We start from the raw sequence: 13,709 nt of genomic DNA on the forward strand, positions 1-13,709 counted from the left end.
ATCGATCTTATGGGAACTGTGGCGGCGTTATGCCGGTATCCGGTGAAGTCCATGCTCGGCGAGGCTCTGGTGTCCGTGGCGGTGACTCACACAGGACTGTCCGGGGACCGGACACACGCCGTTGTCGATGAGACGGGCGCGATCGGGAGCGTCAAACACCCGCGTAAGTGGGGGCGCTTGCTCAGGTGCCGAAGCCGGTTGACCGATGGCGCCGTCCAGGTCGAGCTGCCCGACGGATCGATCGGCACCATCGGCGATCCTGACTTGGATGCCCGCCTGTCCGAGCTGCTGGATCGCAAGGTGTTCGTCTCCGCGAGCGCGCCGGCTGACAGCACGCTGGAGCGTGCGGTGCCTGAGTACGAAGGCGGTGTCCCCGATGCTGTGCGGGCCACGGCATCCGTGGATGGCACCGGAGAGAAGATCACCGTTGGCCAGGTCGCGGCGGGGACGTTCTTCGACTACGGCCAGGTCCACCTGGTCACCACCTCCTCACTGGCAAGGCTCCGGGCCGTCTATCCCAACGGCGATTTCGATCCGCGTCGATTCCGGCCAAACCTGGTGGTCGACACCGGCGAGGAGCCGGCCTTTATGGAGGATGACTGGCAGGACTGGCGGCTGCGGGTGGGCAAGGCACTGTTGCGTGTGGCGGTGTCCACGCCCCGCTGTGTGGTCCCCACCCTCGGCCACGGCGAGCTGAAGGAAGACCCTGGCATCATGCGTGCGATCGCCCGCGAACACCGGTTGCCCGTCTTCGACTTGGGGCGTCTGGCCTGTCTCGGGATGTACCTGGATGTACTCGAGCCCGGCACGATCCGGCTGGGCGACACGATCACTCGGCAGGACTGACAGTGATGAAACCGTCGACGGTCAGCCAATTCCCCACCCCCGTGTTCACGTAATCCCCAGGTGGTGGCCGTAGCAGCAGTGGGCCCCGCTGGAGACGCGGGCCCGATGGGTCAGTCCTGCCAGTCCAGCTGCGGCTCGGGGATTCCGATGGAGCGCGCGTAGTCCTGCGCCTGCCGACGGCCTTCCGCCTGCTAGCGCGGATAGCGGAAGACGTGAGGGTCGGTGAGCCGACCAGTTCGGACACCCAGGAGCCGCCGACCGACACAGTCCAGCAGCCGCTCCCCCGCCCTCGAGGAGCAGCGGCGCGATTCCCCAGGTGGAACTCATCGATCAGCCCCGCGCATACTGGCGACAGGCGCGCCAGTACCGCCCGAAGACCGCCGCGCCGCCGATCCATAGCCTCTACTGACCTTGTCGGTGTGATGTCGTCAGGGTGAGGCCGGTTTCGGCGAGGCATCCATCAATGAGGTTGCTGCGGTACTGGATCTGTCGGAGGCCGTGCCGAAGCGCGCTCATGAGGTGGTCGGCGTCGGTGAAGGCAGTGTTGGCCTGGCTGCTGCGTCGCAGCAGTGACCAAATGCCCTCGACGGGATTGAGATCGGGCGCGTAGGCCGGCAGGAAGTAGCAGGTGATCCAGTCATGGGTGTCGAAGAACTCCCGAAGCCGGCGGTCTCGGTGGACGTTCAGGTTGTCCCACACGAGGACGATCGGTGCGCCGAGCTGTTGGTGGGCGGCGATGAGTAAGCCGCGGCATTCGACCCACGTGAAACTGCGTCTGCCGCCCCGCTTGTGTCGACATGCTGTTTGGGCCGGTAGATCAGGCGTGAGCGCTGACCCTGCTTGTAGCAGGCCAAAGCAGCGAGGGAGAAGCGGCGTTGGGAGCGTCCCCGCACCCGGATGACGGGTGTGTGCCCGCGCCTGGCCCACGTGCGGGAGGTGGCGGCGTCATCGAGAACCCGGCCTCGTCTTCGAAGCACAGCCAGGCCCCGAGCGCCGCCACGGCATTTCCACCTGGGGCCATGTCTCCTTCACCCACCCCGTGACAGCGTCCTCGTCACGCTCGGTCGCGCAGCGGGCCGGGACCTGGTGGCTGAAGCCGTGCCGGTGCAGCTTCTGCGCGATGGCCGACAGTGTCATGCTCTTGTGGAACCGGCGCCCAATCAGCGTCTTGATCCGCGCCAGCGTCCATGTCTGGTCCGGCCAGCCGTGCGCTACCGACCCTCTGGCCAACTCCTGCTCAAGTACCTCGAACAGGGCCTCACTCAGCTTGGGCCTGGACGCCTGCCTCTTCGACGCTAGTGCCGGTGTTCCGTCGTGCTCCCAAGCCTGGTGCCACCTCTGTACCGACCGCACGCTGACACGTAACTGCTTGGCGATGGTGGCATTGTCGTGTCCCGGGGCGAACAACTCGGCCGCCTGCATCCGGACCTGCTCGCGAAACGCCCGTCGCTCCGCGGTCAGCCCCCCCCTTGCGGATACCTCATATGACCGGCCTATTGCGACAACCACAGCTTGTCGACCCCGACGACATCACGCCAGCAAGGTCAGTAACGAGTCCTTCTCGTAAGCGCATGCGTCCCAGTGAACTCGTGCAAGGTGCTGCCGACGTGCCGCGGGTGGGAGGCGAGGGGGTGTGTCGTTGGGAGAGCGGATCAGAAGAAGCTGGCGATGCGAATCTCTGTCGGAGTCGGGCCACGTGGCGTGACGAAGGTACGTCACCATTTGCTGGATCCTCATCAGCCGGCTGCCCCCGCCCGCATGTCGCGCGGCTCTTTCACAACCGCTCAACCAGAGCGGCCCGCCACTGCGGCGACGGATCCGAACCCAACTCGCTCCAATACTCCCGGCCAGCCACGACCCTTCCCTCCCGCACCGTCCAAAACGATGCCACCCGGTGCACGCCCATCGTTTCGTGCGGAACCTCCACCTCGGAGACCACCTGGTCGCCTTCGGCGACGACCCGCAGCACCCGGATCGACCACCCGTCCGGATACTCCGCGTTGATGCGCACGTAGTGCGTCCGCCCTACGATCCGCTCGCCACTGACCGGCCACTCCACCACCAAGTCCTCATCCAGCAATTCACCCAACCCGGCCCAGTCCCGGGCCTGCATGCGCTCCCACAATGCATGAACGATCTCCGAAGAATCCATGACCGCATCCTGACAGCCCCTCCCGACATCTCCACTGTGTGGCCCGGGTCGTCCGGGGCGAACGCGTCCTCGATCAGCCAGGCCCCGATGTCGCCAAGGTCAGAGCCGTCGAACACGATCGACTGATGGGTCACGCGCCGGTCAAGCCACACCAGGACGTCGGACGCCCACAACTCCACCCTGCCGAAGGACCACTCGGCCTGAATGATCGGCCCCTCCCACACGGTGACATCGCCCCGGGCGAGGACCAGCTTGTGTCTCCACGTGCGGACCTTGCCGAGCTTCGCGCAGCAGTCCCCGTCGGGGTTGATCACAACGCGGGCGGTGCTCACGTCGTCCAGGACTCTCGTCCATTCCACCGACACGAGCGTGTTCGCCGGCGTCACCACCGCCCCGCCACGGTCCACGATGTACGCGGAGTACACCCCGCAACCTGCCGACGACAACGGACCCTCAGCACAGAAGGAGGCCCGGCCCAGAACCAGCGGCGCGTGATCAGGCTAGTGGTACGGGAGCAGCCTCCTCGACAGGTGCATGCGCACGCACAGGGGTAGCGTTGAAAATTGGAGCACTCGGCCAGTGCCCAAACACCGCATCTCCCGGCTGCAAGGGAAGGTGTCAACGCCATGGCTCACCAGAATCCGCCAGCCGGTGGCCATCCAGGCCAGGGTTGGACGTCACGCCCGCAACCACCCCGTAGCCCCAAGACGGGCAGACACTTTCTGCCCCGTTGGCGCGTCTTCACCTGGGTCATCCTCGCGTTCAATCTGATCATGCTGATCTGGGCCATTTCAGGAGCCGCGACAGGCAAGAGCTGCAATGGACTGACCGGGGACAAACTCACGAACTGCCAGGCCAGCAACGTGGGCACCGGAATCGGCGTCGGTTTGATCATCCTGCTTTGGGCTCTCGGAGACATCATTCTGGGAGTCCTGTGGCTGATTACCCGGCCGCACCATCGGTATTGTCCGGCTTGCGGCAACAAGGTCCGCAAGGGCGTCATGCGCTGCGGTAATTGCAGTTACGACTTCAGTCAGATGATCCACCCCGCTCCACCTGGTCAGCCCCCAGGAGCACAGACCTGAGCCCCGGAATGGGCACGCTCGGCCAGTTCAGGGATCAGTACCCCCGCCCAGCGACCCCGATCGTCAGCCGCGCATCGTCGGCCCGCGGCAGCAGCGCATCGGTTTCCAGGCAGATGCAGAGGCTGGCGCAGTCGATCGTGGGCCATGTGGGCGGGGCGCCGTTGGCGCCCCACACTCTCGTGCTCGTCTCGCAGTTGCCGCCGCACTCCACGGTGGCGCGGCCGATCTGCCCGTCCAGGACGAGCGTCTCCCCGGCGGGCACGAAGCTGACCTCGAAGACGGCGAGCGGGTCGCAGCGCTTGCGGTCGGCGATCTCCGCGCACGACAGGTCCCCGTCCTGCTCCGCCCGCTCGTAGAAGGAGACGGTGAGCCGCCGCAGGTCCTCACTCCCGGCGAACGCCGAGATCACGGGCACGTCCGTGCCCCACGCCGGCCGGTTGGACAGGTCCAGTTCGTAGCACTCCCGGTTGGTGGCCATCACCTCGCAGAAGCAGGAGCAGCGTGTACCCGGCTGCCGCGGTTAGGGCGGCGTACAGAACGGGTCCGCGCACGCGGCCGCCACGTCCGGGCAACGAGCAAGCCTGCACCCGCCGTCGCCGCACTCCCCGGACGCGCCGTTCCCGGTGTGCAGGCACCACGTGATGCACTCGCTGTCCTTCCGGGGTCGAGTCCATGCGCACGGAGCAGCAGGAGCGCATCGACGCCGCCAAGCAGGCCGCAGCGGGAGGAGGCATCTTAGCTGCGTGGATGGCGGGACCTGGGCGTCAAGGGCGGGCATCCGTCGGCATGGGGCGATGGGCGGCGCCCAGCCTTCTCTGAACTACGCGCCATGGCAGAGGGCCTGGTCGTTGAAAGACCAGGCCCTCGGGTTCATACCTCAGGAGGCGTTAGTCACTGCGGTGCCGCACCCGCTCGGCTGACTGACGAGGTTGTTCGGCCCGAACCTCGACACGGCAGCGACTGCGGCGGTGACGAGGGCAGCAACAGCAGCGATCCGATCGGGGCTCATGATCGTGGCCATCACCACGATGACCACGACCACGACGACAGCTGAGATGCCACCACGTGGCCGAGTACCGGCTCGTATGGGATTGTGGATTTGGATCGACACGTTCGTCCTTCCGTCAGCCCCTTGTGTCGCGCGGTGTCCAGCCATCTGCGGCACAAGGGGCTTGCTCTTATAAGCAGTTCAGCGTCCGACCATGTTGGACCCGCTCCCGTTGACGGGCAATCACACGCGCCCCGCCTTACGCCGAATGGGCGTGACCCTCAGGGCAGATGACTGGATACCGGTTGGCCGACACGCGGTGGAAGGACGGCCCGGCTCCGCGCTGGGGAACGGGAGCTGCTCGACCGCCAGGAGCCGGCGAGACCGTCTGACCGACGAAGTGCCGGCCCTCCAGCGAAGCCGCAGGAGAGCGGGGCGCTGTCACGTCCCTTGTGGGGCGGCACCCAACGGGCGGACAATGCTGCCGGGGTAGTTCTCGGACACGCCGTCCGCGAGGGGCTTGTTGCTGGTGGTGAAGGCGACGCGGCCGTTCCCGCCGTCGAGGACGACCTCATACGTCGTCCTACTCAGGCGGGCAGCGGGCTGTGCGCCGACAGGCCAGTTGCGGTTGCCGCCGCAGCCACATCCCATGACGGTTGTTCCTTCCTACTTCTTTGCGACTTCGCGGACGGTGCCGCCCTCGCCGCGCGCGGCCATGGAGTCCGCTGTGGTCTTGTACGGGGTGGGCCCGAAGACGCGGTTGCCTCCGGCGTCGACGACCTAGCACTGCGTCTTGTTCTTCTGGCAGGCGCACGGCATGGTCAGTTCCCTTCTTGTTGCGGGGCAGCGCTGGCGGCGAGTTCGGCGCGGACGGGTGCGAGCCGAGCGGTGAGTTCGGCGAGTTCGGCACGCGCGGCGGCGGTGCGCGCGTCTTCGCGGCCTTGAGCGCGTCGGCGAACTGGTCGAGGAAGGCGGGCTCCAGCAGCGCGGCCGTCACCTTCGCCGACCACGTTCGCCGCCGGGGCCTCGTCGCGGGCGGAGGTGTGCTCGGGTTCCGGCTCGCCGTGCAGGGGACCGCTGTCGGCGGTGGCGGTCTCGTCGACTGGGTCATCGCCTCGGTCCGGGCGGCGGCGACGCGGGTGGGCGGGTGGTCGCAACGGGGCCGCCGGACAAGGTGGCGAAGGCCCGCCGCAGTGCCACGGCACCCTATCTGGCGGCCAGGCTCGCGCGCCCCTGATCCGGATCCTCACCGCGGAACGCCGACAGCGGCACGTAGGACGAGGGGCGGACCGTCTGGCACGCGACATTGCCTGACGCCCCCCCGCAGAGCGTTATCGATGAACCCCCTTGCAGGATTCGTTACTTGCGTGCGGAGAAGCAACCGTTGGGTCAGTCGCCGAGGCGCGCCGGGCCGCCCAGGTTCTCGGTCCCTGCGCGAGAGCGAGTCGGTCACCGTTCGTGCGGTGGCCGGACGTCATGCAGCACGGGGCGGGAGCTTGAAACGAACTTCCGCTGGATCTCGGCAGCCGGACGCACCCACACTCAGCGCGACCGCCATGACAGGCGGCCGCGCAGGACGACCCGGCTCAGGTGGAACCGGCCTCGGTGTGAGCCTCACCGGCCGAACCGGTCCCGCCAGTACAGGAACGTGCCCTTGGGATCGGGCAGCAGCCCCCACGGCTGCGGCGTCATGTAGGGGCCGATGCGCCCGAAGACGGCGCCCGCCTCGGCCGCGCGACGGCTGCGGATCAGGGCGAAGGCGAGGAGGTTGAGGTCGGTGACGACTTCGGCGTGCGGCGCAGCGGCGGTCTCGAACCAGTCGCTCAGGGCCGCGGTCACCTCCTCGGCCGCCTGGGGTTCGTGCCAGTGGCCGTCGGCGCCGAGGGGCGTCTGCCGCTGCCGGTGGGCGACGAGCTCGACACGGGCCGCTACGGGGAGCAGGGCGAGCGGCGAGCCGTGCGGCGCGCGAGCCGCGGTCTGCGCGGCGAAGTCGAGCATGTCGGCGACCGTGCCGTGGCCGCGCGGGGACAGGTAGCGCAGGAGCTGGTGGTAGGCGGTCCGGTGCCAGGGGGCGCGGGTGACGGCCTCGCTCCACGCGGGAACCGCCGCGTGGGCGGGGACGGCGAGCGAGTGCAGCAGTTCGAGCAGCGCCAGCCAGGGAGTCGGGTCCCGTGGGCAGGACTCGGCCGCCCGCAGGCATGCCCGCTCGGCCTCCGGGACGGCGCCGCGCCCCTCGGTCGCGGCGCGGACCGAGCGCGCCCAGGCCCGCAGTGCGAGGGCGTCCCCGTCGCCGGGCCGGTCGGCCGCCCAGCGCTCGGGGACGGAGGGTGGCAGGGCGCGTGCCAGCACAGAGAGCCGGTGCACCCGGCGGTCCCAGTCCGGCCCCGTCTCCGCGAGCAACTCGGCGACCGGCTCCCAGAGCGGACGGGTGCGGCCCGCTCCGAGACCGTGAAGCTGCCGGCCGGGACGGAGTTCCTTCAGGGTGGAGTGCAGCGCCCGGTCGTCGAGTTCGGGGCGGATCAGCAGGGGTGGGCGGCGTCTTGACATCGATCCTGTTCCTCTTGCTCCGGTGCCGAGCGGGGCGGGCGCATAGGTCGGGGCGCCCGCCCCGGGTTCATCAGCAGCAGCGGCCCTGCGGGTGGATCTCCCGGTGCAGCGTGCGCAGCACCTGGTACTCGCGGCGGGTCGGCACCGGTGCGAAGGGGTGGTGGCGCCGGTGGCGCTCGCAGTAGCGGTCGTATTCGGCCTCCCCGGTCAACTCGCGCAGATACCAGCCCACCGTGCGCGCCCAGGTCATGGCCCTCACGGTCCCACCTCCACGAGCTCCGGAGCCGCGTCGATACGGGATTCGACGTAGGGCGCCTCGGTCGTGGGGAGCGCGCCCGGCCGGCGTACGGCCCGCACGCACACGAGCGCCGCGTTGGCGATCACGGCGGCCACCAGCAGCAGGAAGACGGCGATGAGCACGCCGTCAACCGTGGAGTTGGTGACCACGGTGTGCATGTCGTCGAGGGACTTGGCGGGCGGCAGGACCTGGCCGGCGTGCAGGGCGTCGGCATACTTCGCGCGCTGAGCGAAGAAGCCGACCTTGGGGTCGCCGGAGAAGATCTTCTGCCAGCCGGCGGTGAAGGTGACCGCGGTGACCCAGGCAAGCGGGACGCCGGTCACCCAGGACCAGCGCAGCCGGCCGGACTTGATCAGGACCGTCGTGCAGACGGCGAGGGCGATGGCGGCGAGGAGCTGGTTGGCGATGCCGAACAGCGGGAAAAGCTGGTTGATACCGCCGAGCGGGTCGGTGGCACCGGTGTAGAGGAAGTAGCCCCAGGCGGCCACGACGAGGCCGCTGCACAGCCAGATGCCCGGCTTCCAGTTGACCCGGCCGACCGGCTTCCACACGTTGCCGAGCATGTCCTGGAGCATGAAGCGCCCGACCCGGGTGCCCGCGTCGACCGTGGTGAGGATGAACAACGCCTCGAACATGATCGCGAAGTGGTACCAGAAGGCCTTCAGCGCCGTGCCGCCGAAGACGCCGGAGAAGATCTCCGACATGCCGACGGCCAGGGTGGGGGCGCCGCCGGAGCGGGCGATCAGCGTCTGCTCCTCCACTGCTCCGGCCGCGTGCGTCAGCTGCTCCGGGGTGATGGTGAAGCCGAGGCCCGCGACGGCGTGGGACGCCGACTGGGCCGTCGCGCCGAGAAGTCCGGCGGGCGCGTTCATGGCGTAGTACAGCCCCGGCTCCAGGGTCGCCGCCGCGATCAGCGCCATGATCGCGACGAACGACTCCATCAGCATGGCGCCGTAGCCGATCATCCGGACCTGGGACTCCTTCTCGATCAGCTTGGGCGTCGTGCCCGAGGCGACCAGGGCGTGGAAGCCGGACAGCGCGCCGCAGGCGATGGTGATGAAGAGGAAGGGGAAGAGGGAGCCGGCGAAGACCGGGCCCGCGCCCGAGGTCGCGAACTTGCTGACCGCGTCCGCGTGCAGCACGGGGGCGGCGACCACGACGCCGGCCGCCAGGAGCGCGATGGTGCCGATCTTCATGAAGGTGGAGAGGTAGTCGCGGGGGGCCAGGAGCATCCACACCGGGAGCACGGAGGCGACGAAGCCGTAGCCGATCAGGCAGAAGACGAGGGTGGTGGGGCTGAGGGTGAAGGTGGACGCCAGCGACGAGTTCTGCACCCAGCTGCCGCCGGCGATCGCTAGCAGCAGCAGCGCCACGCCGATGAGGCTTGCCTCGACGACCCGGCCGGGGCGGACGCGGTGCATCCAGAAGCCCATGAACAGGGCGATGGGGACGGTCATGGCGACGGAGAAGGTGCCCCAGGGGGAGTGTGCGAGGGCGTTGACCACGACCAGGGCGAGCACCCCGAGCAGGATGATCATGATCGCGAAGACGGCGACCAGGGCCGCGGCCCCGCCCACCTTGCCGATCTCGTCGCGGGCCATCTGCCCGAGCGAGGTGCCGTCGCGCCGCATCGACAGGAACAGGACCACCGTGTCCTGCACCGCGCCCGCGAAGATCACCCCGGCGACGATCCAGAGCGTGCCGGGCAGGTATCCCATCTGAGCCGCCAGGACCGGGCCGACCAGCGGTCCGGCGCCCGCGATTGCCGCGAAGTGGTGGCCGAGCAGCACCCGGCGGTCGGTGGGCTGGAAGTCGACCCCGTCCTCGAGTCGCTCGGCCGGGGTGGCGCGGCGGTCGTCGGGCTCGAGGACCCGGCGGACGAGGAAGCGGGAGTAGAAGCGGTAGGCGATCGCGTACGAACCGAGGGCGGCGACGACCAGCCAGACCGCGGAGATCTTCTCCCCCCGGGAGAGGGCGAGGACGCCCCAGGCGACGGCGCCGAGCACGGAGACGGTGGCCCACAGCAGGACCGACCGAGGTGACATGCGTGATTCAGCTCGCTTTTCGGGCGTATTAAGGGCGGTTTCGGGCATGGCGGCTCCTCACCTCGAGGGTGTGACGGAAGATGCGCGTGGATCAGCGTCGGCGATGTCGGTCCGTCAGCGCGTACGCGGCGAGCAGGCACAGACCGCATCCCGGCACCCAGGCGAGCTGGTACCAGTAGAAGAACGGTGTGCCCGCCACCCGCGGCTCCGCGCCGGCGTACCAGGGAACCCACAGCAGGCCCGCGGCGGGTGCGAGGAGCAGTACGGCGATCGCAACACGCCGTAGCCGGTGATGACCGGTCCGTGCCATGACCTGCGCTCCTCTCCCCTTCGCTGTCGGTCTGTGCAAGAGTTGCCCACCTCCCACAACCGGTTGACAGCGAATGTCGAGAACATTTCCCGCCGGTTGTCTGTCATCCGTTCCGGGCCCTCGCGCAACTCTTGCGCGAAGGTTCAGGCACACCAAGGACGGTGACCCATGGCCGACGGCGCCATGACCGCGACGTTCCTCGCCGTGATCGGCGGAGCGTCGCTGCTCGCCGTGACCGCGCGGCGCCTGCACCGAAGCGACCGCCTGCCGTCCCTGGAGGGCTGGGCGCTCGCCGACCGCAACCTCGGCCCGGTGTGGACCTGGTTCCTCCTGGGCGGCACCGTCTTCACCGCGTACACCTTCACCGCCGTGCCGGGTCTGGCGTACGGCAACGGGGCCGCCGCCTTCTTCGCGGTCCCGTACACCGTGATCGTCTGTCCGCTCGCCTTCGTGCTGCTCAGCCGCCTGTGGACAGTGGCCCGGCGGCACGGTTACGTCACCGCCGCCGACTTCGTACGGGGCCGGTACGGCTCGCCGTCGCTGGCGCTGGTCGTCGCGCTCACCGGCATCCTGGCGACCATGCCGTATCTGGCGCTGCAACTGCTCGGCATACGGGCCGTGCTGACGGCCGGAGGCGTGTACCCGCGGGGCGCGACCGGGGACCTGGTGATGGTGGCCCTGTTCGCCGGGCTGGCGGTGGCCACCTACCGGCACGGGCTGCGCGCGCCGGCGGTCATCTCGGCGCTCAAGGCCGTCGCCGTCTTCGTCTCGCTGACCGCGGTCACCTGGCTGGTGCTGAAGCGGCTCGGCGGGCCGGGCCCCGTCTTCGACGGAGCGGCGCGGCGCCTGGGCAGCCCGGCACTGCTCCTGTCCCCCGCCCAGCAGCCGGCCTACGCCACCCTCGCCCTCGGCTCCGCGCTCGCCCTCCTGATGTACCCGCACGTACTGACGGCCGGGTTCGCCGCCGACGGACCGCGCACCCTGCGCAAGGTGTCGGTGGCACTGCCCGCCTGGACCGGATTGCTCGCCCTCTTCGGGTTTCTGGGCATCGCGGCGCTGGCGACGGGGGTGCGGGCGCCGAAGGGCGGTGCCGAGGCGGCCGTGCCGATGCTGGTGGACCGGCTGATGCCGGGGCCGCTGGCGGGGCTGGTGTTCGGGGCGATCACCGTCGGGGCGCTGGTCCCGGCCGCCGTGATGTCGATAGCGGCCGCCACGAGTTTCGTGCGCAACGTGTACGTCGAGTACGTGCACCCGACGGCCACACCCAAGCGGCAGGTCCGCATCGCCAAGGCCGTCTCGCTCACCGCGAAGGTGGGGGCGGTCGCGTTCGTGTTCGGACTGCGCGACCAGGACGCCGTCAACCTCCAACTGCTTGGCGGGGTGTGGATCCTGCAGATCTTCCCGGCCGTGGCCGTCGGGCTGTTCACCGGCCGGCTGCACCCGCGGGCGCTGCTCGCCGGATGGGCCGTGGGCATGGCCGCCGGCACCTGCATGGTGGTCCGTGAGGGCTTTTCGTCCATCGTGGCACTCGGTTTCGGACCGCTCCAGGTCTACGCCGGTCTGGCCGCACTCCTGCTGAACCTGATCGTCACGGTGGCCGGCACCGCGGTCCTCGAACGTCTCGGCGTCCCGCGCGGCGCCGACCTCACCGACCTGCCGTCCCGCCTGCCCGTCAGGCGGCACCCCGAGACGGGAGCGAACCAACCGTGAGACGCAGACATGCCGTTCCGGTGCCGGAGCCGTACGTGGAGCCCCTGGCGCCCGCCGTGCCGGACCCCGCCGAGCTGGAACGGGAGGCCGGACTCGCCCGGCTCTTCGAGGTGCACTACTCCTCGATGCTGCGCCTGGCCGTGCTGCTGGGCGCGGACGATCCGGAGAACGTGGTGGCCGAGGCGTACTACCAGATCTACCGCAAGTGGCGCCGGCTGCGGGACATCGAGGCGGCGGAGGCCTACCTGCGCTCCACGGTCTGCAATCTGACCCGGATGCGGATACGCCATCTCCAAGTGGCGCGCCGACACCTGGAGAACCCACCCGAGGAGACCGTCGTCTCCGCCGAGAGCGCGGCCCTGCTCCGCGACGACCAGCGTGTCCTGATCGGCGCGCTGCAGCAGTTGCCGGCCCGGCAGCGCGAGGCGCTCGTGCTGCGGCACTGGCTCGGCCTCAAGGAGAGCGAGATCGCCGCCGCGATGGGCATCTCCTGCGGCTCGGTGAAGACCCACACCTCTCGCGGCCTCGCCGCGCTGACCCAGGCGATGGAGGCCCGCCGATGACGCATCGAGACACGACTCCGTCGCGCGGCACCGATCCGGACCGCACAGAAAGGGAGTTGAGCGAGGCCCTGGCCGCCCTGGCCGGCGGGGTGCGGGCCGCGCCCGACGCCTACCGCACGGCGCGCGGCGAGTGGCTGCGCCGCGAGCGCCGGCGCCGGCTCGTGCTCGCCGTGCTGATCGCCGTGGTGTTCACCCTGGCCACCCTGATCGGCCTGTGGGTACTGAACCAGGCGCCTTCGGACCCAGGGGTGATCTTCTCCGGCCTGGGACCATCACCCAGCAGGCAGGGGCAGTCGGCTGGGGCGTGCGCGCTTTCGCGGCACTGAGGGCAGTTCGCTGCTGGAGTCTTCCGGCCCCGGGCGAGGGGATGCACGGGCCAGCCTCGACGGGCGCACACCTGCGCCAGGGCCAGAGAGCCAGCGACTGAAGGACGGTCGCTGGCGGCTGCTCTTGAGTCGCTGCGGCAAAACTGCAGCTCAGCGGACATGCGCACCCTCTAGTAGCGACTCAACGACGGACGCAGACTAGCGAACTAGGGCGGTGGGATCGTGCAGCACATGCGGAACAACGGTGGCACCGCACCAATCCTGCAGCGACTGAAGGCCCAGCGCAGCGACTCACCGATCGACTCAGCGACCGGGCACGTTTGGGTCGCTGCTCATGAACCTCGACAAACACGCAGGTCAAGGCAGCCAGCGGTGTGGTCCCGTCGCCCTGCCCCCGGACGGCGACCGTCACTGTTCCTCAAGCCAGGTCGCTCCGACGTTGGTGAGCCCGAGTCCACGCTCCAGGCCCAGCAGTCTTCGCTCGAGCGTCGCATCGGTGAGGGCGACCCCGACGGTCGCGGCGAGGTGGTCGGAGCAGATGCGGGCGTAGGCGAGGGTCTGTCGGCGGCCGGCCGCCCACAGGGAACCGGGTGCCGGGGTGCGTTCGGGTGCCATCGCGGCGAGGCTCTCGATCAGCTCGACGACGTGTGGACCAGCCAGACGTACCTAGCGGTGGCAGCCCTGCAGTTCCTCGGCCAGCAGGTTTCCGCGTACGAGCGTGTGCAAAGTGCTCAGTCGCGGTGGAGGGTCCCACCCCCACATGACGTGCCATTTCCGTAGCGGTCCAAGCCCGGCTGTCGAGCAGAGCCGAGTCAGAAACCTGCCCGCGTACGTCGGCC

Annotated in this window: 13 protein-coding genes and 1 pseudogene; 5 read left to right on the forward strand and 9 right to left on the reverse strand. The window is 69.4% G+C overall.

The genetic code is table 11. The features are described from left to right. The first annotated feature begins 9 nt into the window (after nucleotides 1-9). Entirely contained in the window at nucleotides 10-846 is an 837-nt protein-coding gene (locus LN251_RS35330; RefSeq protein ID WP_458248257.1) for an MOSC domain-containing protein, read from the forward strand. A gap of 402 nt (nucleotides 847-1,248) precedes the next feature. Here the strand turns inward: LN251_RS35330 and LN251_RS35335 are convergent. Both LN251_RS35335 and LN251_RS35340 read right to left on the reverse strand, forming a co-directional pair. Continuing rightward, nucleotides 1,249-2,330, reverse strand: a pseudogene (locus tag LN251_RS35335) (IS630 family transposase). A 290-nt stretch (nucleotides 2,331-2,620) separates the two neighbouring features. Beyond that, the gene (locus tag LN251_RS35340) at nucleotides 2,621-2,998 is read right to left on the reverse strand and encodes a nuclear transport factor 2 family protein (protein ID WP_458248258.1); all 378 of its coding nucleotides are present in this window, start codon (nucleotides 2,996-2,998) and stop codon (nucleotides 2,621-2,623) included. Between the two features lie 773 nt (nucleotides 2,999-3,771). On the opposite strand from LN251_RS35340, the gene LN251_RS35345 reads away from it, so the two are divergent. After that, the gene (locus LN251_RS35345) at nucleotides 3,772-4,083 is read left to right on the forward strand and encodes a hypothetical protein (protein ID WP_458248259.1); all 312 of its coding nucleotides are present in this window, start codon (nucleotides 3,772-3,774) and stop codon (nucleotides 4,081-4,083) included. 34 nt (nucleotides 4,084-4,117) lie between these two features. On the opposite strand, the gene LN251_RS35350 is transcribed toward LN251_RS35345, so the two are convergent. From LN251_RS35350 to LN251_RS35375, 6 genes are all read right to left on the reverse strand, one after another. Next, the gene (locus tag LN251_RS35350) at nucleotides 4,118-4,561 is read right to left on the reverse strand and encodes a hypothetical protein (RefSeq protein ID WP_458248260.1); all 444 of its coding nucleotides are present in this window, start codon (nucleotides 4,559-4,561) and stop codon (nucleotides 4,118-4,120) included. A 951-nt stretch (nucleotides 4,562-5,512) separates the two neighbouring features. Next, nucleotides 5,513-5,722, reverse strand: a complete 210-nt coding sequence (locus tag LN251_RS35355) for a hypothetical protein (RefSeq protein ID WP_458248261.1) — start codon at nucleotides 5,720-5,722, stop codon at nucleotides 5,513-5,515. Between the two features lie 963 nt (nucleotides 5,723-6,685). Further along, nucleotides 6,686-7,618, reverse strand: coding sequence for a hypothetical protein (locus LN251_RS35360; RefSeq protein WP_458248262.1), 933 nt, complete (start codon nucleotides 7,616-7,618; stop codon nucleotides 6,686-6,688). 70 nt (nucleotides 7,619-7,688) lie between these two features. Further along, nucleotides 7,689-7,868, reverse strand: coding sequence for a YbdD/YjiX family protein (locus LN251_RS35365; RefSeq protein WP_458248263.1), 180 nt, complete (start codon nucleotides 7,866-7,868; stop codon nucleotides 7,689-7,691). Between the two features lie 5 nt (nucleotides 7,869-7,873). After that, the gene (locus LN251_RS35370; RefSeq protein WP_458248264.1) at nucleotides 7,874-9,961 is read right to left on the reverse strand and encodes a carbon starvation CstA family protein; all 2,088 of its coding nucleotides are present in this window, start codon (nucleotides 9,959-9,961) and stop codon (nucleotides 7,874-7,876) included. A gap of 91 nt (nucleotides 9,962-10,052) precedes the next feature. Further along, entirely contained in the window at nucleotides 10,053-10,271 is a 219-nt protein-coding gene (locus LN251_RS35375; protein WP_458248265.1) for a DUF3311 domain-containing protein, read from the reverse strand. Nucleotides 10,272-10,439: 168 nt separating this feature from the next. Between LN251_RS35375 and LN251_RS35380 the strand changes: the two genes are divergently transcribed. The 3 genes from LN251_RS35380 to LN251_RS35390 are packed head-to-tail and all read left to right on the forward strand — an operon-like array spanning nucleotide 10,440 to nucleotide 12,870. Beyond that, nucleotides 10,440-11,981 (forward strand): sodium:solute symporter family protein, encoded by a 1,542-nt coding sequence (locus LN251_RS35380; RefSeq protein WP_458248266.1) that lies wholly within the window; start codon nucleotides 10,440-10,442, stop codon nucleotides 11,979-11,981. Beyond that, nucleotides 11,978-12,544 (forward strand): SigE family RNA polymerase sigma factor, encoded by a 567-nt coding sequence (locus LN251_RS35385; protein WP_383663717.1) that lies wholly within the window; start codon nucleotides 11,978-11,980, stop codon nucleotides 12,542-12,544. The genes LN251_RS35380 and LN251_RS35385 overlap by 4 nt, the downstream gene beginning before the upstream one ends. Continuing rightward, the gene (locus LN251_RS35390) at nucleotides 12,541-12,870 is read left to right on the forward strand and encodes a hypothetical protein (protein WP_458248267.1); all 330 of its coding nucleotides are present in this window, start codon (nucleotides 12,541-12,543) and stop codon (nucleotides 12,868-12,870) included. The genes LN251_RS35385 and LN251_RS35390 overlap by 4 nt, the downstream gene beginning before the upstream one ends. Nucleotides 12,871-13,278: 408 nt before the next feature. Here the strand turns inward: LN251_RS35390 and LN251_RS35395 are convergent, their stop codons facing one another. Continuing rightward, nucleotides 13,279-13,485 carry a hypothetical protein gene (locus LN251_RS35395; protein ID WP_458248268.1) on the reverse strand — a complete coding sequence of 69 codons (207 nt, stop codon included), beginning with the start codon at nucleotides 13,483-13,485 and terminating at the stop codon, nucleotides 13,279-13,281. Nucleotides 13,486-13,709 lie beyond the last annotated feature (224 nt).

The organism is Streptomyces sp. MAI_2237 (genome assembly GCF_054189285.1).